The 19,675-nt window shown below is 41.7% G+C and carries 24 protein-coding genes; 10 read left to right on the top strand and 14 right to left on the bottom strand.

Annotated elements, in window-relative coordinates:
* Positions 1-10: 10 nt before the first annotated feature.
* Positions 11-322: a DUF2909 domain-containing protein gene (locus PSH48_RS21200; protein ID WP_085065488.1), complete on the top strand. Its 312-nt coding sequence runs from the start codon at positions 11-13 to the stop codon at positions 320-322.
* Here PSH48_RS21200 and PSH48_RS15690 read toward each other — a convergent pair.
* The 5 genes from PSH48_RS15690 to lexA all read right to left on the bottom strand — a co-directional run bounded on the left by PSH48_RS15690 (position 222) and on the right by lexA (position 5,481).
* The gene (locus PSH48_RS15690; RefSeq protein ID WP_004588217.1) at positions 222-1,097 is read right to left on the bottom strand and encodes a cytochrome c oxidase subunit 3; all 876 of its coding nucleotides are present in this window, start codon (positions 1,095-1,097) and stop codon (positions 222-224) included. The genes PSH48_RS21200 and PSH48_RS15690 overlap by 101 nt on opposite strands.
* Before the next feature lie 35 nt (positions 1,098-1,132).
* Positions 1,133-1,663: a cytochrome c oxidase assembly protein gene (locus PSH48_RS15685; RefSeq protein ID WP_004588216.1), complete on the bottom strand. Its 531-nt coding sequence runs from the start codon at positions 1,661-1,663 to the stop codon at positions 1,133-1,135.
* Positions 1,663-3,255, bottom strand: coding sequence for a cytochrome c oxidase subunit I (gene ctaD / locus PSH48_RS15680; RefSeq protein WP_273611846.1), 1,593 nt, complete (start codon positions 3,253-3,255; stop codon positions 1,663-1,665). Before ctaD ends, PSH48_RS15685 begins: the two co-directional genes overlap by 1 nt.
* Positions 3,255-4,391: a cytochrome c oxidase subunit II gene (gene coxB, locus PSH48_RS15675; protein ID WP_004588214.1), complete on the bottom strand. Its 1,137-nt coding sequence runs from the start codon at positions 4,389-4,391 to the stop codon at positions 3,255-3,257. The genes ctaD and coxB overlap by 1 nt, the downstream gene beginning before the upstream one ends.
* A gap of 472 nt (positions 4,392-4,863) precedes the next feature.
* Positions 4,864-5,481 carry a transcriptional repressor LexA gene (gene lexA / locus PSH48_RS15670; protein WP_004588213.1) on the bottom strand — a complete coding sequence of 206 codons (618 nt, stop codon included), beginning with the start codon at positions 5,479-5,481 and terminating at the stop codon, positions 4,864-4,866.
* Positions 5,482-5,658: 177 nt separating this feature from the next.
* Between lexA and PSH48_RS15665 the strand changes: the two genes are divergently transcribed.
* On the top strand, positions 5,659-6,099 hold the full coding sequence (locus PSH48_RS15665) for a PaaI family thioesterase (protein ID WP_004589367.1): 441 nt from the start codon (positions 5,659-5,661) through the stop codon (positions 6,097-6,099).
* A 10-nt stretch (positions 6,100-6,109) separates the two neighbouring features.
* On the opposite strand, the gene PSH48_RS15660 is transcribed toward PSH48_RS15665, so the two are convergent.
* Entirely contained in the window at positions 6,110-6,490 is a 381-nt protein-coding gene (locus tag PSH48_RS15660) for a hypothetical protein (RefSeq protein WP_004589368.1), read from the bottom strand.
* Between the two features lie 231 nt (positions 6,491-6,721).
* Between PSH48_RS15660 and PSH48_RS15655 the strand changes: the two genes are divergently transcribed.
* Together PSH48_RS15655 and PSH48_RS15650 are read left to right on the top strand one after the other, a co-directional pair.
* The gene (locus PSH48_RS15655) at positions 6,722-6,973 is read left to right on the top strand and encodes a DUF7218 family protein (RefSeq protein ID WP_029773325.1); all 252 of its coding nucleotides are present in this window, start codon (positions 6,722-6,724) and stop codon (positions 6,971-6,973) included.
* 143 nt (positions 6,974-7,116) lie between these two features.
* The gene (locus PSH48_RS15650) at positions 7,117-7,833 is read left to right on the top strand and encodes a hypothetical protein (protein ID WP_273611845.1); all 717 of its coding nucleotides are present in this window, start codon (positions 7,117-7,119) and stop codon (positions 7,831-7,833) included.
* Here the strand turns inward: PSH48_RS15650 and PSH48_RS15645 are convergent.
* Positions 7,808-8,158, bottom strand: a complete 351-nt coding sequence (locus PSH48_RS15645; RefSeq protein WP_054983318.1) for a VOC family protein — start codon at positions 8,156-8,158, stop codon at positions 7,808-7,810. The genes PSH48_RS15650 and PSH48_RS15645 overlap by 26 nt on opposite strands.
* 126 nt (positions 8,159-8,284) lie before the next feature.
* Between PSH48_RS15645 and PSH48_RS15640 the strand changes: the two genes are divergently transcribed.
* From PSH48_RS15640 to PSH48_RS15630, 3 genes are all read left to right on the top strand, one after another.
* Positions 8,285-8,944 (top strand): endonuclease, encoded by a 660-nt coding sequence (locus tag PSH48_RS15640; protein ID WP_273611844.1) that lies wholly within the window; start codon positions 8,285-8,287, stop codon positions 8,942-8,944.
* 108 nt (positions 8,945-9,052) lie between these two features.
* Positions 9,053-10,672: a S41 family peptidase gene (locus tag PSH48_RS15635; protein WP_273611843.1), complete on the top strand. Its 1,620-nt coding sequence runs from the start codon at positions 9,053-9,055 to the stop codon at positions 10,670-10,672.
* Entirely contained in the window at positions 10,672-11,040 is a 369-nt protein-coding gene (locus PSH48_RS15630; RefSeq protein WP_273611842.1) for a hypothetical protein, read from the top strand. The genes PSH48_RS15635 and PSH48_RS15630 overlap by 1 nt, the downstream gene beginning before the upstream one ends.
* 60 nt (positions 11,041-11,100) lie before the next feature.
* Here PSH48_RS15630 and hmpA read toward each other — a convergent pair whose 3' ends face one another.
* From hmpA to PSH48_RS15615, 3 genes are read right to left on the bottom strand one after another with little or no spacing between them, the layout of a single operon-like run.
* Positions 11,101-12,282: an NO-inducible flavohemoprotein gene (gene hmpA / locus PSH48_RS15625; protein ID WP_337946970.1), complete on the bottom strand. Its 1,182-nt coding sequence runs from the start codon at positions 12,280-12,282 to the stop codon at positions 11,101-11,103.
* Between the two features lie 20 nt (positions 12,283-12,302).
* On the bottom strand, positions 12,303-13,535 hold the full coding sequence (locus tag PSH48_RS15620; RefSeq protein ID WP_273611841.1) for an NnrS family protein: 1,233 nt from the start codon (positions 13,533-13,535) through the stop codon (positions 12,303-12,305).
* Complete coding sequence (locus PSH48_RS15615; RefSeq protein WP_055255306.1) at positions 13,535-13,804, bottom strand: hypothetical protein; 270 nt, start codon at positions 13,802-13,804, stop codon at positions 13,535-13,537. The genes PSH48_RS15620 and PSH48_RS15615 overlap by 1 nt, the downstream gene beginning before the upstream one ends.
* Positions 13,805-13,964: 160 nt before the next feature.
* On the opposite strand from PSH48_RS15615, the gene norR reads away from it, so the two are divergent.
* Positions 13,965-15,521 (top strand): nitric oxide reductase transcriptional regulator NorR, encoded by a 1,557-nt coding sequence (gene norR / locus PSH48_RS15610; protein WP_273611840.1) that lies wholly within the window; start codon positions 13,965-13,967, stop codon positions 15,519-15,521.
* Here the strand turns inward: norR and PSH48_RS15605 are convergent.
* Positions 15,514-16,413 carry a LysR family transcriptional regulator gene (locus PSH48_RS15605; protein ID WP_004589379.1) on the bottom strand — a complete coding sequence of 300 codons (900 nt, stop codon included), beginning with the start codon at positions 16,411-16,413 and terminating at the stop codon, positions 15,514-15,516. The genes norR and PSH48_RS15605 overlap by 8 nt on opposite strands.
* 117 nt (positions 16,414-16,530) lie before the next feature.
* On the opposite strand from PSH48_RS15605, the gene PSH48_RS15600 reads away from it, so the two are divergent.
* Positions 16,531-17,097, top strand: coding sequence for an NADPH-dependent FMN reductase (locus PSH48_RS15600; protein WP_029773331.1), 567 nt, complete (start codon positions 16,531-16,533; stop codon positions 17,095-17,097).
* 3 nt (positions 17,098-17,100) lie between these two features.
* Here PSH48_RS15600 and PSH48_RS15595 read toward each other — a convergent pair whose 3' ends face one another.
* On the bottom strand, positions 17,101-17,544 hold the full coding sequence (locus PSH48_RS15595; RefSeq protein ID WP_024033928.1) for a tellurite resistance TerB family protein: 444 nt from the start codon (positions 17,542-17,544) through the stop codon (positions 17,101-17,103).
* Between the two features lie 98 nt (positions 17,545-17,642).
* On the opposite strand from PSH48_RS15595, the gene PSH48_RS15590 reads away from it, so the two are divergent.
* Entirely contained in the window at positions 17,643-18,017 is a 375-nt protein-coding gene (locus PSH48_RS15590; RefSeq protein ID WP_004589382.1) for a hypothetical protein, read from the top strand.
* A gap of 1 nt (position 18,018) precedes the next feature.
* Here PSH48_RS15590 and PSH48_RS15585 read toward each other — a convergent pair whose 3' ends face one another.
* Positions 18,019-18,612 (bottom strand): hypothetical protein, encoded by a 594-nt coding sequence (locus tag PSH48_RS15585; RefSeq protein ID WP_029773333.1) that lies wholly within the window; start codon positions 18,610-18,612, stop codon positions 18,019-18,021.
* Between the two features lie 43 nt (positions 18,613-18,655).
* Positions 18,656-19,642, bottom strand: coding sequence for a hypothetical protein (locus PSH48_RS15580; RefSeq protein ID WP_029773334.1), 987 nt, complete (start codon positions 19,640-19,642; stop codon positions 18,656-18,658).
* Positions 19,643-19,675 lie beyond the last annotated feature (33 nt).

Here is a 19,675-nt window from a genome sequence, read left to right as displayed (position 1 = left end):
GGTCAACCCAGTGATTATTAAAATTATTATTGTGCTGCTGTTACTATTTATACTTTTCAACTTGTTTAGAGCGCTATTTATTATGGTGACCGATAAATCTGGCGGTCGGCCTATGTCGCATTTTTTAGGCCGTCGCGTGCTGTTTTCTGTGGTGGTTTTGGTGATGGTGATAGCCGCTGTAAAACTTGGTTTTATAAAGGCTAATCACTCACCATTAGCCGTTACAACACATACACAAAAACAAATAAACACAGCCACACCACATCAACAAAATGCCAGTACCAAGCCGCTGCTTGAAACGCAAAATGTTTATCTTTCGTAAAGTGGCCTTTTAAAATACGCACAAATACAACAAACAAAATGATGGCGCCAAGGGTCACATGCATGCCATGAAAACCTGTCAGCAAAAAGAATGTATTCCCGTAAATGCCTGCATCTAGTGTTAAGTTTAAGTCGTTGTAGGCATAAATATATTCTTCTACCTGCAATGCTAAAAAGCACACACCCAATAAAATGGTTGCCCCTAGCATCACCTTTAGCGGTTTACGTTTATTGTTTTCAATGGCTACGTGAGCAAAGTGCAAAGTAACCGAAGACGCTAATAAAATAAGCGTATTAATAAGGGGTAAGCCTTGCCACCCCATAGCTTGCGTGGTTTCACCTGCTGGTGTGGTTAGTAGTGGCCATACGGCCTCAAAGGTCGGCCAAAGCACCTCGTTGGTCATCGCATTATTCCCAGCGCCGCCAAGCCAAGGCACCGACAGTATGCGGGCGTAAAATAATGCGCCAAAAAAGGCCATAAAAAACATAACTTCAGAGAATATAAACCAGCTCATTCCTTGTCGAAATGAGCGGTCCATTTGCGCTGAATATAAGCCCTGATCAGACTCGCTAATTACATTTTTAAACCAGCTAAAAATCATATACAGCAGCACTGCAATGCCTGCATATAGCAAGTACACACCGCTGCCCCCTTCACTTTCTAAGTTCATGACTGTTAAAGCTGCACCCACTGCAATAAAAAATAACGCCACCGCGCCCACTATGGGCCACGGGCTTTGCTCGGGTACGTAGTAGTTTTCATAATCTTGATTCATGTTACTTGCTCCTAGTTTTACACTAGACATGCAGGCTAGTTATTACTTGCTACTAGCTGCTCACTAATATCAAATACGGTGTACGATAAAGTTAGCTCTTCTACATCGCTCGGCAGTGCAGTATCAACATAAAAAAGCAGCTTAAACTCAAGCTCTTCACCCGCTTTTAGGGGTTGTTGATCAAAGCAAAAGCACGCTATTTTATGTAAGTACTTGGCTGCCTTTCCGGGCGATACAGAAGGCACCGCTTGCATTACTTTATCGATATCACTGGTGTTTTTTGCGCTAAACATTACCTCACGCATGGCACCTGGTTTCACATCAACACTGTATTCTTTAGATTTAACAATAAACGGCGCACCACTTTGCGCATGGGTTGTAAAGCTCACACCTATTTCTCGATTTTGTGCAACCTGTGTACTTTGTTTAGCTTGTTCAAGCGACGGCTTGCCATTAAGCCCAGTTATGTCGCAGAACACGTCATATAAGGGCACTAAGGCAAATGCAAAAGCAAACATACCTATACAAATAAGAATTAGGCGCTTTAATAGCGGTGCATGTGTCATTATTTAATTTCCGGCGGCGTAGAAAAAGTATGATACGGCGCAGGAGAGTCCACTTCCCACTCTAAACCTTCAGCACCATCCCATACTTTTGCAGGGACTTTATCGCCCCCTCGGGCACATTTAATTACCACCGCCACAAAGAGTAACTGCGATAAACCAAAGGCAAACCCACCTATGCTTATGATTGCGTTAAAATCAGCAAACTGCAGGGCGTAATCGGGAATACGGCGCGGCATGCCTGCCAGCCCTACAAAATGCATAGGGAAAAACAATACATTTACGCTTACCAGCGACAACCAAAAGTGCCACTTAGCCAAGGCAATGTTGTACATGTTGCCCGTCCACTTAGGCAGCCAATAATAAGCCCCCGCCATAATCGAAAATATTGCCCCCGTAACTAACACGTAATGAAAGTGCGCCACCACAAAGTAAGTATCGTGATACTGAAAATCAGCAGGGGTTATAGCCAACATCAGCCCCGAAAAGCCCCCTAAAGTAAACAGCACAATAAAGGCAATACTAAATAGCATAGGCACTTCAAAACTTATTGACCCTCGCCACATAGTGGCTACCCAGTTAAATACTTTTACCCCTGTAGGCACCGATATCAGCATGGTCGCGTACATAAAAAATAGCTCGCCAGCAACGGGCATACCGGTCGTAAACATATGATGCGCCCACACTATAAAGCTCAGTAATGCGATAGAGGAGGTTGCGTAAACCATTGAGGCATAACCAAATAGTTTTTTACGTGAGAATGTAGGCACTATGGTCGAAATAATACCAAAAGCGGGTAAAATCATGATGTACACTTCGGGATGGCCAAAAAACCAAAATATGTGCTGAAACATCACCGGGTCGCCGCCGCCTGCCGCATCAAAAAAGCTGGTTCCAAAGTATTTATCGGTGAGCACCATAGTGACCGCTCCGGCCAATACGGGCATAACAGCAATTAATAAAAATGCGGTTATTAGCCATGTCCAAACAAATAATGGTAGCTTCATCCATGTCATGCCTGGGGCACGTAAATTAACAATGGTCACAATAACGTTTATTGCGCCCATAATTGAGCTAATCCCCATAATGTGCACTGCAAACACAAACATTGCGGTGTTGTCGTTACTGTACGTTGTTGAAAGCGGCGCATAGAACGTCCAGCCAAATGCGGGGCCGCCTCCAGGCATTAATAACGATGCCAATAAAATTAAAAAAGCGAAGGGTAAAATCCAAAAGCTCCAGTTGTTCATTCTGGGCAGTGCCATATCTGGCGCGCCAATCATAAGCGGTACCATCCAGTTAGCAAGTCCCGTAAAGGCTGGCATTACAGCACCAAACACCATAATTAAACCGTGTACTGTGGTCATTTGGTTAAAAAAGTGTGGGTCTACCAATTGTAATCCTGGCTGAAATAACTCAGCCCGAATAACCATGGCCATTGCACCACCAATTAAAAACATAGTCAGCGAAAAAATTAAGTACATGCTGCCAATATCTTTATGGTTTGTTGTGTATAACCAACGTTTAAAACCTTTGGCTGGGTGATGGCCGTGGTGAGCGTTATTGGCGTTAGGTTGTTCTACTATGCTACTCATTAGTTCGCCTCCGCATCAAGTGCTGCCTGAATTTCACTAGGTTGGATGACATCACCCGTTTCATTACCCCACGCATTACGTTTATAGGTAATTACCGCTGCAAGTTGTTTAATTGAGAGCTGCTTTGCAAATGCCTGCATTGCAGTTCCTGGGCGGCCATGAATCACTACATCAATGTGATCTTTTATATCACCCAAAACAATGGGGCTGCCTTTTAACGCAGGAAATACGCCCGGTAAACCCATACCAGTAGGTTGATGACACGCAGCGCAACTTGCCATATACACTTGCTCACCTAGTGTCATTAGCTCTTCTTTAGGAATTGTTGTCTCAAGCAATGCTGCATCAGCAAGTGCGGCTTTTTGCTTAGCTTGCTTAGCATCTGCAAGCCATGCGTTAAAGTCCTCTTGCGATTTAGCTTCAACCACCACGGGCATAAAACCATGATCTTTACCGCACAGCTCTGCACACTGTCCCCGGTAAATACCTTCTTCGTTAATGTTGGTCCACGTTTCGTTGATAAACCCCGGGTTGGCATCTTTTTTAACGGCAAAATCGGGGACCCACCAAGAGTGAATAACATCATCAGAGGTCATTAAAAAACGCACCTTTTGATTAATTGGCAGTACTAAAGGTTTATCAACCTCAAGTAAGTAATTAGGGTTTTTATTAGCAAGGTTGGCTATTTCGTCTTGAGGGGTAGATAAAATAGAGTAAAACTCTACGTCTTCGCCCATATATTCATAATGCCACTTCCACTGTGACCCTGTAATTTTAATGGTTAAGTCGGCCTTACTGGCATCTTCCATCGCAATGAGGGTTTTAGTGGCAGGGATTGCCATGGCAATTAAAATAACAAACGGAATGGCAGTCCAAAGAATTTCTACTTTGGTACTTTCATGAAATTGGGCAGGAACTGCCCCTTTAGATTTACGGTGATGAATCAGTGCCCAAAACATTATTGCGAACACTATCACCCCAATCACACAACATATTAAAAATATGGTCATGTGTAGCTGATATACATTATTACTTATATCGGTTACGCCCTTGCGCATATTGTATTGGCTATTAGCCAGCACTTGCTGCGGGAACATAATCAACACAAGCCACAAGGTAGAGGTCAGTTTACCCATGTGACGGCTCCTTTGATGCTATTGCGAATGCAAAGCGAAGAGGCATACGGCTTAAACGCCAATTCGTTATTTTTATTTTTTAACCAATCTTATTTTTGATTGGTATCGCTAGGACAACAAAAGGTTTGTGTATATTGTGTGTTCTCATAACTAAAAAGCTGTGAGTTATTGTTAGTCCAGCACATTAATGATTAGCTAAAAAACGTACAACAAGCAAGTTTTAGTATAAAAAACAATCAAGTGATATTTTAGTATTGACTAAATGACGGCGTATTAAATTGTTATTTAACAGCCAAGATACGAGCAAAATTAAGGGATGTAACACGCTTAGGAAGATAAAAGTATGAGTGAAAAAAAGTTTACAGCCTAAATAATTTTAGGGCGTTTTGAGACGGTGGAAGGTTTGTTTTTAAAACAAAAATGCACACTAAAAAGTGCGCATTTATAAATATTAATTAAAAATAGTTAAAAATTACATCCAATCGGCATTTCTTATTACGCCAACGGCTAACCCTTCAATATTAAACGATTCGTTTTCAAGGTCTACTTCAATTGGCGTAAACTCTTCGTTTTCGGCGTGTAATAATACTTTTCGGCCTGCTTTTTCTAGGCGTTTTACGGTTACGTCTTCATCTACTCGTGCAACCACAACTTGGCCGTTTTCTGCTGTTTGAGTACGGTGTACGGCAAGCAAGTCACCATCCATAATACCTATATCTTTCATACTCATGCCGTTAACACGCAGTAAAAAGTCGGCGGCTGGTTTAAACATGAGTGGGTCTATTTTACAGTGACTCTCAACATGTTCTTGCGCCAAAATAGGCGAACCCGCTGCAACTCTACCTATTAATGGCAGACCTAGTTGCTCTGGCTCTTCTTCTTCAACCAATTGAATACCACGGCTTGCGCCTGGTTTCATTTTAATAACACCTTTTTTGGCAAGCGCTTTTAAGTGCTCTTCTGCAGCATTGGCACTTTTAAAACCGAGTGTTTGCGCAATTTCGGCACGTGTAGGAGGCATACCAGTGTCTTTAATAAAAACTTTTATTAGTTCGAGTATTTGAGCTTGGCGTTTAGTTAATGGTCGCATACAACTGGTTTTCCATACAGTACATTTAACTGTGAGTATATACAGTTAAATAAAAATCGCAAATTTAAATTGTGCTTTAAAATAGCTAAATACACCGCGCCTGGATAAATTTTAGGTAATTGCAGACGTTCAGTATTTAAAATGCTATAAATTTGCTTTCAATATAAAGGAGTAATTATGAGTATTTGGCATCAACCCATCACATTAGAGCTTTGCAAACAGTTAGATGAGGGAATAAACGGCCAAGGCACGCTGATGAAAACCATGGGCATAGAAATAACCGAAATAGGAGATGATTACCTAGTGGCTACCATGCCTGCTATTCCTGAGCATCATAATCCTATTGGTATGGTACATGGTGGCGCAAATGTGGTACTTGCTGAAACCGTAGCAAGCTACGCCGCTAACTTTGTAGTGGACTTTACAAAATTTTATTGTGTTGGACAGGAAATTAGCGCCAGCCACTTAAAGGCCTCTCGAAATGGCACTTTAACCGCCGTTACTCGTGCATTTCATATTGGTAAGCGCAGTTCTGTATGGGAAATAAAAATAACCAATAGCCGCGGCGAGCTTTGCTGCGTATCAAAAATGACCGCAGCGGTTGTCGAGCGCAAATAGTTAACTATGGCTACTTTTCGATAGGGTAAATCGTTATTTCCATACCAGCGCCAATGGCAGATATACGTAGTAGTGTATCTGCATGTAGAGCTTGGTTAAAACACTTAGGTGACGTGCCCGACTCAAAGCCTATATCAAACGTTCTGCGCGAACAGCTTAGCCACTGCTTAAGCGCATTACGTGAACACGACTCTATTAATTCACATAAGTGGTTGATTGCTTTGTCTGGCGTGGTTATATCACCTGAGGCTTCAATACGCGCCAATTGACGATATTCGTCTTTGTCATAATGCAAAACCATCGCGTTTTTCTTTAAGTCTGCCACTAGGGCGCTAATATCTTGTTTAGACTCAAGCTCTAGATCTACATTTAAAAATTGAATTTCCGACATTGTCTGCTTTTTACCCTCTTATAGTTTCATCGCAAACTTTAACGCAGTTTTACTTTTATACCAAATCAACTAAGCGCTAAACATGGCTTTATTAATAGAAAATACCTGTTTAAACGCCATTGGCATCTAATTTGCCTTATAAAACGGGTTAGGCTAGTTACGCTTAATTTTACCGTTTATGTATGAAAGTTATACACACACTGCGTAATTAAACGCTTCAGGAGGACAATTATGGTAGATCATGGCCCGCAAATTAAAAACGACGATCAATACGATGCGCTTCGAGATGAAGGCATGAGCAAACAAAAAGCTGCGCGCATTGCTAATAGCAATACTCATAAAACCGCTGTTAAAGGCGGCAAAGCCTCAAAGTATGAGCAGCGCACTAAAAAGCAGCTGTACAATAAAGCTAAAGAGCTCGGCATTAGCGGCCGCTCAAAAATGAGCAAACAAGGGCTAATAAATGCCTTACGTGAGCATTAAACACAGCCTCACTGATTTTTTACCGCTCCTTTTTATTATTTTTATAAAGTTAGAGTAAGCTTATGAATAACTGCGACAAAATGCCGCAGTAAAAGCATGGGCTGCTGTAATACACTAACGCTAAAAATAATAAGAAGCACAAAATGAGAAAACAACTATTTAAGCGCGCTCGAAAACTACATAAGTGGCTAGGCTATTTACTTGCCTTACAAATTTTAGCTTGGCTTTTAGGCGGCTTAGTAATGAGCGCGATACCACTTGAATACGTACACGGTAAGCACCTTGCTAAGCGCACACTTACAAACCCATTTACTCAAGCAGACTACCCCACATCACTCGATAATATTACTGCCCAAGTGCCTAACCCCATGCAAATAGTATTTGAGCACTTTTTAACGACCCCGCTTATTACTGTTATTAATACTGACGAGCAGCAGAGCTTTAATGGTTTAACGGGGCGCCCTTTTCAGCCACCCACTAAAATACAAATTACCGCTAATGCACAAGCGCATTTACTCATCGACGCTAAGCCAATTAACACAACGCTTTTAAAACAAGGCACTCGAGAGGTGGGATACAAAACAAATGTGTGGCAAGTACAATTTAACGACACCTTTAATACCACGCTGTATTTAAATGCAATTAACGGCAAAGTTATCACCGTTCGCAGCACACTATGGCGCATATTCGACTTTTTTTGGATGCTACACATAATGGATTACGACGAGCGTGAAGATTTTAACAACCCGCTTCTCATCAGTTTTGCAGCCACCAGCGTACTATTTTGTTTATGCGGTATTATTTTATTAATACAAAACGTTAGGCTAAAAAAACTTACACGTGTTGGTCAATCAAAATAGGGTTGCCGTCTGGGTCGGTAATAATAAAACTTTTATCACCCACAGGTTCAACCTGGATATGAGCGTTTTGAAAATATTCGCTAAGCGCATCAACATCCTTAAACTCTGTAACGGTTTGTGCGTTTTGATCCCAGCCAGGATTGAAGGTCAGCATGTTTTTATCAAACATACCCGAGAACAAGCCAATTAAATGCTCACCGTTTTTCATCACTAGCCAGTTTTGCTCTATCTCACCTGCAAACTCGCTAAAGCCCAGCTTTTCGTAAAACGCTTTTGAGGCTCTAATATCTTTAACCGTTAAACTTATTGAAAAAGCACCTAGCATAGTCATCTCCTCGCTATTTTTTATATCAGTATAGAGTGTACTAAGCATAGCGGATTAAAATTTGTTCAGGCTTTATCTTTTAGCAGCAAAACTTTAGACTAGCGCCTCCTGTAGTTCACGTATGTGATGGATATGCTTAAATTTATTTTGGCCTTTGTGGCTTGTTGTATTTGTTTTTCTGCATCGAGTGAAGAATTTACCCGTTTTTCAACGGCTAAAAGGCACTTAATTAAAACCCTACCCGAAAACGCCAAAAGCCTTTACTGCGGCTGCGACATTAAAAAACAAGGTAAAAAGCTAATCCCCGATCCTAGCAACTGTGGTTATATTCCGCGTAATACGTTAACTTCCTCTGGCAAGGTTAATGTACGTGCGCTGCGTATAGAGTGGGAGCATATAGTGCCGGCGTGGGAATTTGGTCACCAGTTACAATGCTGGCAAAACGGTGGTCGTAAAAACTGTCGCAAGGTCAGTGCTAAATTTAGAAAAATGGAAGCCGATATAAACAATTTAGCCCCTGCTATTGGCGAAATTAACGCAGATCGATCTAACTATCGCTTTGGTATGCTTAGCGAAAACGCTACCCAATATGGCCGCTGCCAAGTAAAGGTTAATTTTAAACAACGCGTTGTAGAGCCTCCTTTTTATGCCCGTAAGCGCATTGCCGACACCTACGCTTATATGCAAAAAACATACGGCTTAAAAATATCAGCTAAACAACAAAAGCTATTTTATGCTTGGCAAAAACAAGCATTTGCAGATAAAAACAGCGCAAGTAAGCTGTAGTACACCTAAATGTATACACTCATTTACATAATTTAGGGGCTAATACGTTGAATAAATGGGCGGGTGTTGTAGTATTTTAAACAACTTATTTACAAAAAGTAGTTTTGTATGTTTAAAAACAATAAAGCAACACTCGCTATTATTGCTGCACTTTCAAGCCTAACGCTTGTGGGCTGTGGCGGTGGTAGCAGCATGAATGAAACGCCCGACCCAGTCGTCACACCTCCTGCAAGCACAGCCCCAACTTGGACGGCAGGTGTATTTGAGCCATCGGAGGAGTTAAAAAACTTTTGCGAAAACCCACGCACAGGTAACGATCCGTTTAATAATAATGAGCCCTACCCTGACCAAGCCGGTTCGGCCCTTTACGAAAAGCTTTGGCTTCGCTCGTGGAGTGACGAAACCTACCTTTGGTATGATGAAATAGCCGATAACGACCCTGAAAACTTTGCTACAGTGGCCGATTATTTTGCCCAACTAAAAACCGAAGAACTAACCGATTCTGGCGCTAAAAAAGATAATTTTCATTTTTCAGAGCCTTCTGAGGACTACTTCCAAGAAGCGCAATCAGGTGTAACCTCAGGCTATGGTATAAATTGGGCATTTATTGGCGACCCAGCTGATAGAATTTTACGTGTTGCCTACCTAGAAGACGACTCACCAGCAAGCCAAATTGGTTTTCAACGTGGCGATACCGTACTTGAAGTTGATGGCGTAAGCATTAATACCAGCACACAAGCAGGCGTAGATACCTTAAACGAAGGCTTATTTAGCCCCACTAATGGCGACTCGCACACCATCGTGGTGCGCAGTAACGATGGCGCTGAAAAAACCTTTAACGTAACTGCCGGCAACATAGAGCAAACACCTGTACAAAACGTAAAAACCATTACCACTGCAAATGGCACTAGCGTAGGGTACATGCAGTTTAATAGCCATATAGGTATTGCCCAAGAAGGCTTAATTGCTGCCGTTAATAAATTTAAAACCGATAACGTAGAAGAGCTTGTTATCGACTTTAGATATAACGGAGGCGGTTTATTAGCGCTTTCTTCGCAGCTGGCTTACATGGTGGCGGGCAGCGCCAACATTCAAAACCGTATTTATTACCAAACTCAGCAAAACGATAAACAACCGGTAGAGTCGCCTTTTCCGTTTATAGATGAAGAAATTGATTACTCAACTTTTTTTAGCACTGGCGAAAGCCTCCCCGATTTAAACCTATCTAAGGTGTATGTGCTTAGTACATCGGGTACGTGTTCAGCCTCAGAAGCCTTTATTAATGGCTTAAAAGGCATTGACGCCGAAGTAGTGCTCATTGGCGACACAACCTGCGGTAAACCATACGGTTTTACCCCAACACATAACTGTGGCACCACCTATTACACCATTCAATTTAGCGGTATTAACAGTAAAGGGTTTGGTGAATATGCAGCAGGCTTTACGCCAACGCCTACACCGCAGTTTGATGCTGATGTAAAAGGCTGTGTAGTCAGTGACGACTTTGATAATCAATTAGGCGATCCAAACGAAGGGATACTCTCTACTGCGCTTTATCATATTGATAATAACGGCACGTGCCCTGTTAGCACCGCCTCTGCGAGTATTAAAAAGCAAGTACAAAGCGCTGCTGGCGATAGCAAGCAGCTATTACCTTTAAACGCACCTAATAACGTTAACCGTGGCAATATGGATTTAACCTGGCCTACGTTAAATAAGGATAAGTAATGGCTAAACTACTGGCAATATTAACCTTATTATTTATTGGAGGATGTAACAGTATGAGTAATGCCACTGCTAAGCCTGCACTACTTACCGAGGTAAACCCAGGCGTTATAGCCACGCTCCAGCAAGCGATTATAAAAGCAAAGGGCGGCACACTAGTTACACTGGCCGACACCGTTTTTACTAAACGCAGCGAGCTATTATTAAGCCATGGAAATAGTAAAGGCTCAAATGGTATGCCCATAATGGGCGCGCATAATATCAAGCCAGAAAAGTTTGTTTTACAAATAATTGCCGAGCAGTGCGTGCTTTATTATCCTAAAAAAGATATGTCTATTGAGCTTAAAAACGTAAGTTGTAAAGCACAATAAAATACTATTAAAAAGGCACACAGCATTTATGCTGTGTGCCTTTATCGTTTTTCTCTTGGTTTATAAGTCTTGATGCGGACCAAACACTTCGTAATGAATATGCTCGTTTTGAACGCCTAGTGCCAGTAACTGGCTTTTCACAAACGCCATAAACCCAGCGGGGCCGCATAAGTAAAAATCGCCATTTTTAAGAGGTAACTGTGTTTTTATGGCAGTTAAGTCCATTAACCCTGTAAAATCAGCCCCTTCACTACTTTGATTAAACCACGTAATAGTTTGCAAGCTGTTATAAGCCGTACTTAATTCATTTAAATAGTGTGCAAATGAGTGCTGCTGCGTATTTTCGCACGCATGTAAATACATAATATTTTGCCTAGGGTTATCGCTTAATAGCGTTTCGAGCATCGCAAGCATTGGGGTTTGCCCTACACCTGCTGAAATAAGTACCGCTGGTTTTTTACTATTTCGTAAAAAGAAATCTCCTGCAGGCGGGTACAGTTCAACTACGTCGCCTTGAGCTAGTGAGTGTAAATAATTAGACACCATGCCAGGCTTTGGCTGTAGCTCTTTTTTAACACTAATACGGTAGTTTTTACCATTGGCTTTTTGTGAAATAGAATACTGGCGAATTTCTTCATATTCAGCGCCCTCTGGTTTAACTTTAATCCCTAAATACTGGCCTGGTTTATGGGTAATCACCGCTTTGCCATCTATAGGCGTTAGCGTAAAACTTGTTACGAGTGCTGATTCAACTTGCTTGTTGGTTATTTCAAATTGGCGAGTACCCACCCAACCGCCGTGTTTATTTTTACTGTGCTCATATAAAGCCTCTTCTTCGGTTATACAAATATCAGCAAGCAGTGCGTAAGCTTCACGCCAAGCGTATTCTACATCCGGCGTAAACTGCTCTGGTATTAGCTCTTTTAAGGTGCCAATTAAGTGAGCACCAACAATGGGGTAGTGCTCTGGTAAAATATTTAAACTGGTGTGTTTATGGTTAATGCGCGCTAATGCCTCTTTTAACACCGCTAAGTTATCAATGTTTTGAGCGTATGCCGCTAAGGCGTTAAACAAAGCAAATTGCTGGCGCCCGGTGTTTTGGTTGGTCATATTAAAAATATTTTTAAGCTCTGGGTTATGGCTAAATAGTCGCTTATAAAAATGATCGGTCACAACCGTGCCGGCTTGCGCTAATAACGGAACAGTGCTTTTAACAATCTCAATGGTTTTATCAGATAACATAATGTAGTCCTGTAGGTAAACTAACCACGGCGCCCATCAACACGACGGCGCGTTAATATAGGTGTGCAGTAAATTAAAAATAACAAAAAAGCCACTAACCACAGAAAGGCACTGATCTGCCAAGCAAAGTGTGGCGCAATAATTAAGGGGAGTATGGAGCGAGTAATAGCTGCCACCAGCACAAGCGCAAAAGCAACAGATATATATTTAGGTGTATAAAGCGTACGCCCTGTATGCCCTAGCGATACACGGGTCATCATGGCTAAAATCATCATCCCTATTGTGCCAATAGTGATAAGGTGGAGCGCATCTTTAAAATGTATTTCGCTTGTGTAAAAGCTCAGTGCAATCATCATTAAGCCAGCACCTAAAGCAAAATAAGAAAAATGCAAAGACCACAATAAAGGCACTTTTAGCACGTTTGCATGCCACCAAAGCTTTGCGCGAATTAAGTGAAGCACAGCCACTATTGCAACAATGAATGCAGGGCTAATTGAGCTTAAAAATAATTTACTGATAAAAAATAAAGTAATTGCCAATATTGATAAATACAGCAGCGCTTTATCAATTTTAGGACTGTGTACTTGCTCGCTAAGCGCTAAGCCTTTAGCTGTAAAAAAAGGAATAACCCGCCCTGCTACAATGCCGACCAGTAAACTGACAACCAGTACCGCAGTATCAACCACAGCTAATGCAAGCTGCATGTTGTTATTTAAAACAAGGAGTAAATAAAGAGTATTAAGGGCGCACAACACGCTTAAAATAACTAAAAACGGGTAATTATTTTTACTACGTGCTGTTAATAGCATATTAGCCAGCGCCGTAATTGCCCCAAGCCACCATGCTAGCTGTAGCAAAGTAACAAGCCATAAATTAGCATTAGCAAAATCAGCCAGCTTTATAAAAAATGCTAAACGAGCACTTATCCATACAAAAGTAAGTAGCATAAGTGCTTTGCCACTTATACTTTCAACGCCTGTCCAAGTTTGTGCCGCCGTAAGTAAAAAACCGCCTGCTACCACTCCTGCAAAGCCAAATAGCATTTCGTGCGCGTGCCAAAGTGTGGCTGGCATGGTTAAGTGCCAACTAGCATAGCCCGTTAAAATAAGTAACCAATACCCTATCGAAAAAAATGCCAGCAAACCGCCTGCTAAAAAGTAGGGTCTAAATGCAAGCATCCATAACGGCCATTTTGTTACGTGATGAATAGCTATGTGCGCTGGCATTGGCTCTGTTAAATTTAGTGGGCGCATTAGCGTACTTCCTGCCCTAAACCATGTTGCGCAACACAACGCAGCACATAACTAACTTTTAAAATAGCTGCCACTACAATCGTACTAATGTGCGCTGATATTTGTACCTGCATCGAAAAGTGCTCTGCGTACGGGTAACTAATTAAAATGCTCACAACCATACAAATAGCGCTAAGCCCTAATACTGTATTAGCAGTAAATAATAGCGATTTAAAAAATGCGCCTAACTCAACCTGGTTGTTTACATTATTTAGTGTAAGTGTGTTCATAACTACCTCAGCAACCATTAACGTTACTTAGCTATTACACATAGTGTGCCAATAAAATAAAACACTAATATTCAGTAAGTTAAATATAAATACTTTACAAATTGAGTCTTTATGACACACTCTAATTTAAATCATAAAAACACGAACAGGTCATTTTAACATGAACCAGCAATTCAACCTTACCCAAGTGGCTTTAGAGCTTGCCCAAAGCACGCTGCACGAGCACAGCTTTGATCGGTTATTGGCAACGGTTGAACGTGTAATACCTAGCGATGCCAGTGCATTACTTGTTGTGCAGGGCGAGCAACTTAAGCCCTTAGCCATCAAAGGTCTTATGCCCGACAGCCTTGGCAGGCGCTTTAAAATAGCAGAGCACCCACGATTAGCGGCCATTTGTAGTGCAAGCCACGCATTACAGTTTGCACACGACTGCCCCCTGCCCGACCCATACGACGGCCTACTGCTGGCCAAAACGGGCGATATTCCTGTGCATGCTTGCTTAGGCTTACCCCTTTACGATAAAAGCACTTTGCTAGGCGTGCTTACATTCGATAGCTTAAACGCAAATGCCTTTAGCAGTATTAGTGCAGATACACTCAGCACCTTACAAACACTGTGCAGTGCGCATTTTAAAACAGCCCTAGAGCTTGCCCATTACAAACACCATGCTCAGCATTCAAACGCCCTTATACAAGCGCTAACGCGTGATGCACTTACTCGCGATGGCGGCGAAATTATTGGCCAAAGCCCTGTAATGCAAACGCTAAAAAATGAAATAAAACTCGTTGCGGCCTCTAATTTTAGTGTATTGGTGTTAGGAGAGACGGGCGTAGGGAAAGAGCTAGTAGCGCGTAATATTCACTTAAATTCTGCCCGAAAAGATCAACCGCTGATTCACTTAAATTGTGCCTCACTCCCCGAAAATCTTGCAGAGAGTGAGTTTTTTGGCCACGCCAAAGGCTCATTTACTGGCGCACAAAATGCCCGCCAAGGTAAGTTTCAGTTAGCTGATGGTGGCACGTTATTTTTAGACGAAATTGGCGAGCTACCATTGGCTATGCAAAGCAAATTATTGCGTGTGTTGCAAAGTGGTGAAATACAAACAGTAGGAGAAGACACGCCAAAATATGTGGATGTAAGGGTAATAGCAGCCACTAATCGTGATTTAAAACATGAGGTAGTACAAGGTCGCTTTAGAGCCGATTTATATCACCGGCTAAGTGTTTACCCTATTACCGTGCCGCCACTTAATAAACGCGAGCACGACATAACTTTACTGGCTGGTTATTTTATTGAACAAACTGCCCGTAAATTAGGTATTAAACAATTAAAGCTAAGCACTGAAGCGCAAGTATTGCTCAACCAATACAGTTGGCCTGGTAATGTACGGGAGCTTGAACATGTTATTAGCCGCAGCGCATTAAAGGCTAAACAAAGCCAGTGGCAAAACCCAATAATAACAATTACAAGCGAGCACTGCGATTTAGCCCAACAACCAAACAACAACGCGCACGTTAGCACGCCAATTACCGCCCACATTGCTCATCATCAGCCCTTAAAACGGGCCGTTGAATCTTTGCAATTTACGGTTATTACCGAGCAATTAAAACAGCATAATTATAATTGGGCAGCTACTGCACGAACCCTTGAACTCGACAGAGCCAACCTAGTTAGGCTTGCCAAACGCTTAGGCATTAAAGTTAAAAAAACTATTTAACGTGTGGCATGTTACTAAAGTAGGTTTTTAATAACGCAGCAAAGGCTTGCACTTTGGCCGTGCGGTGTACTAAATGGTGAGTAACCAACCAAGAGTCAAACTCCCAATGTAATTTGTCGTGCAATATAGGCACTACGTCGGGGTTATTTTCTATCGCGCTTTGATGCAACCCCCCTATGCCTAAACCTTTAATAACCGCGCGCGCCGCTTCTGAGGTTTCTGATACTCTTAATTTAATTTGCGACTGAGGAATAAACTCATCAACCCAGCTAAAGTACGGTACCCGCGCATTAAACCCCGCAATACCCGATATAAAATTATGCTGCTTTAAGTCATCTAAGGTTTTTGGCATGCCGTGTTTAGCAATATAACGTTTGTGGGCATATAGGCCGGCCGATAGCTTAGCTAAGTGCTGCGCTATATAGTCGCCTTCATCAGGTTTAGGGCCTACACGTATTGCTATATGAGCTTGTCCGTGGTCAAGCCTTAGGCGCTTTTGCTCTAAAATCACTTCTAGCTGCACTTGCGGATGCAATGTTTGAAACTGCTCACACACGTTGCTTAGCATATCCATAAAACCACTCACGGTAGTCAGTAACAAGCTCCCTCTGAGCTCACTATCGGCTGCGGCAATGGCGTTATGTAAACCTTCAAGTGAGTTATCTATTGCTTGAGCGGTTTCAAATAATTTTGCCCCGCTTTCGGTTACTTTATATCCGCGCGCATGGCGATGAAATAACCGTACATTTAAGTTTTTCTCTAAGTTATTTATGCGTCTCAATACTGTGCTATGGTGCACACTTAATGCCTCTGCTGCGGCGGTCAAAGTACCTAGTCTTGCCACTTCAAAGGCAACTTTTACGTCTTGCCAGTCGTCAAATTTTATTGCCACGCTACCCGCCTTCTACTTATGTGCATATACGCACATAAGTGTTGCGTTTATTCGGGTTTTCTACAAGCAAAAATTTGCTACATTAGTGTCATACCCAACCAATAAAAGGTCTAAATTATGTCAGCACCAAAAATTATCGCGCTCGCGGGTAGCCTGCGTAAAGATAGCTTTAACCAAAAACTTATTAACGAAGCAGCTCGTTTTGCTCTGCAAACCGGTGCTGAAGTGGAAGTAATTACACTCGCCGAGTTAAATTTGCCATTATTTAGCGAAGACATTGAAGCGCAAGGCACACCCACCGATGCACAACTATTAAAAGATAAACTGCGTAATGCTGATGGTATTTTACTAGCAAGCCCAGAGTACAACGGCTCAATTACTGCTGCACTTAAAAATGCAATTGATTGGGCATCGCGAACTGAGCAAGGCGCAGTACCCGCATTTCGCAACAAGGTAGTGGCGTTATTTGCTACATCACCGGGCGGTTTGGGTGGGCTGCGCGGCTTAAACCATGTACGCGATATTTTAAGCGGGATTGGCTCGTTAGTACTTGCCGATCAGCTCGCTATCCCATCAGCATTTACTGTATTTGACGAAGACGGAAAAATTAGCGACCCTACCACAGCAGAAAAAGTGAGCGTATTAACGCAGCAGCTCGTTTCTGTTGCTAGTAAATTAAGCTAATTTTTACGATTGTGTCGCTGCTAATTTAGCAGCGATAAAATCGGTGTGCGCTACATATAAAAGCCCAGCCACTTTGCGTATTACATACTCTTCTTGGGGATCTATCTCTCCATCGGCATACGCCAATCGCCATAATAGCTCAATTATTTCAATGCGCTGCGCCGCACTGCAATGATCGTTAATCTGCTTAGAAAATTGAAAGTAATCAATAGCCCCGTCTAAGCTACCAGCGGCATTGTTGGTGAGCTCATCAACTTCCGATTCTGTTAAATTAAAGTATTTTTTTAAGGTTACAGTCAGGGTGTGTTGTTCATTATGGTCGAGCTTAGAATCAGCACGCATTACTTCAATAAGCAGCGCAGCAACCGCTGTTTTTAGATCATGCTGCTCTATGCTTGGCTGTTGCTCGTCAAAAGCGGCAAACAGTTGTTTTATTTGTTTGAACATCACATATTCTCTTTTTGGGTGTTAGACTTAACTTAAATACATCGCACTTAATGCTTTATTAATGGGTATTAAGTTCGCAAATTAAAGGATACATTTTTATGAAAGGCTTATACACACCGCATTTAGTTGTTGGCGCTGCATTGCTAGCCTTTTCTGGTATAGGGAGCGCCTTTGCAGAAGTGGGCGAAAAAGAAAAGTCATACGACTTTGATAACAAAGTACATTATTACCAAACCAAAATTGGTGAAGACAACTATAAAATAGAAATACAATCAGACGATTACAAACACTTTGCTAATCAAAGTATGTTTTTATTGCGCCACGCAGACAGATTATGCCGCGGCAGAACCTTTATGTTAAAAGTGCTTGAAGGCGTGCAAGAGTACGAACGTTTTCCTACTAAACCACGCGCTTATCAACCACCATTAAACGTTTTACTACAATGTGACGCACCCGAGAAAAAAGAAAAATAGTTTATTTTTCGTAGCCCCACGGCGCTGCTGGTGGAGTAATTGGTTTAGTTAAATCAAAGTCCACCTTAAACTCGCGCCCTTGGCGAATTAACCGATACGTAAAAACCTCAGGATAAATATACATTTGCCATGTATTACCTGCCGACTGCGCTATCCCTTGTGCTACAAATAACTCTTTAGAATATTGATCGGCCGGGAAAGACTGCATTTGTGCAAAACCCGCATCAAGAGTATGACCGCCATACATAGTTGAGGCATCGTCGCTGCCATCTTCATGGCGATGATCGTGCTTTAAGCTCAAACCACTGCCCGTTTTAGTAATGATCCATGTACGCGATGCATCATCTCCCACATGAAATGGTACTTGCAGCTCGCTATCAGTACATTTGCGTACATGCATGATTAGTTTTTTATTCTCAAATGAGCTTGGGCCTTTTGCGTTATCTACGCTTACTTTGCCCTCAAACGCTTTACCACAATGCGCAGCTATATTATTAAAAAATGCATCGTGTGTTGGTATAGATACCAAAGGCGCAGGACGCGCGATAGCCGCTGATGAGGCAAGTAATAACGTTGCTGCCGTTAATAATTTCATAAAGTACTCTTATAATAGTTTTTTAATACCATAGCGGTTTAAGTTAATAATGGGAAATAGCTGCGACAAGTGGCTTTTCTGCTCTGTTTTTCATTAATGTTAAAAGTGAATAATGGAAGTCTTGAAAAATCACCTCACCCCATATTCGCGAATAAACACCAAAATTTGTATTATCTTGCACAGTCGTTTTTAAAGTTAAAATAGTATTGCCGCTTTTATCTTCACTTAACGCATACCCACCATAAAGAGGTGAAAAGTATTCGCCGCCTAGTTTTACGTGTTTATCGAGTGCATCATCGGGAATAGCATCAGGGTCTATCTCAAATCTATAAAGCATCTGTTTATTTGGCTGCCAATCCGTAATCACTTCTTTAAATGCAACTCCTTTTTGCCATTTACTCGTTCTAACAGCCCCAACCCCCGTAGCATTCATATTTGCCTCTAAAGGTTTAGGTACACCTATTAATTGGGTAAGCGAAAATGGCAATTCTTGTGGCTCTATGGTGCTTACATTAGCAAGCTGCTGCCATACACGATTTATAGGCGCTTCAATAACTATAGAGTTGGTGACTTCGTACGTTTTTGATAAGTGTAAATAATTTACCTCAATAGGTGAGAGCAATACAGGAAGCAAAGCTATTGAAAGTAAAGGCCTGTTAGCGTTTTTTGTTTGGCGGTTTTTAATAAAGCCTGCCAGTAAACCACCCATACTTGCAAAGAGCATAAAGGCAGGCAAAGCCATTGCCACACAAATACTGCCTTCAAGCAGTGTAATAACGCTTACAAGTAAAAAAACAAAAATTGGCTGCCAAGCAATTGTCACCATTTGCCTTTTAGTTAATGTATTTGAGCTTTTAAATTCAAAATGAATACGAATATAGCCAATTGCAACGGGCACTAAAAACATAAATGAAATAGATACAAGGCTACTTAAATTATAAGTATCAAGCAGCTCTACAAACAGCCGCATAAATATGCCGTAAAGCGTACCAAGTAAAATACCAATTGATTTAGGAGATTGAATTTGCATTGAATTTCTTATTATTTGAGTAACCATTGAACC

Source organism: Pseudoalteromonas sp. Angola-4, assembly GCF_028599265.1.
GTDB lineage: Bacteria > Pseudomonadota > Gammaproteobacteria > Enterobacterales > Alteromonadaceae > Pseudoalteromonas > Pseudoalteromonas atlantica.
Note: the sequence above shows the minus strand (reverse complement) of the source record. Positions and strands in the feature narration are given on the sequence as shown.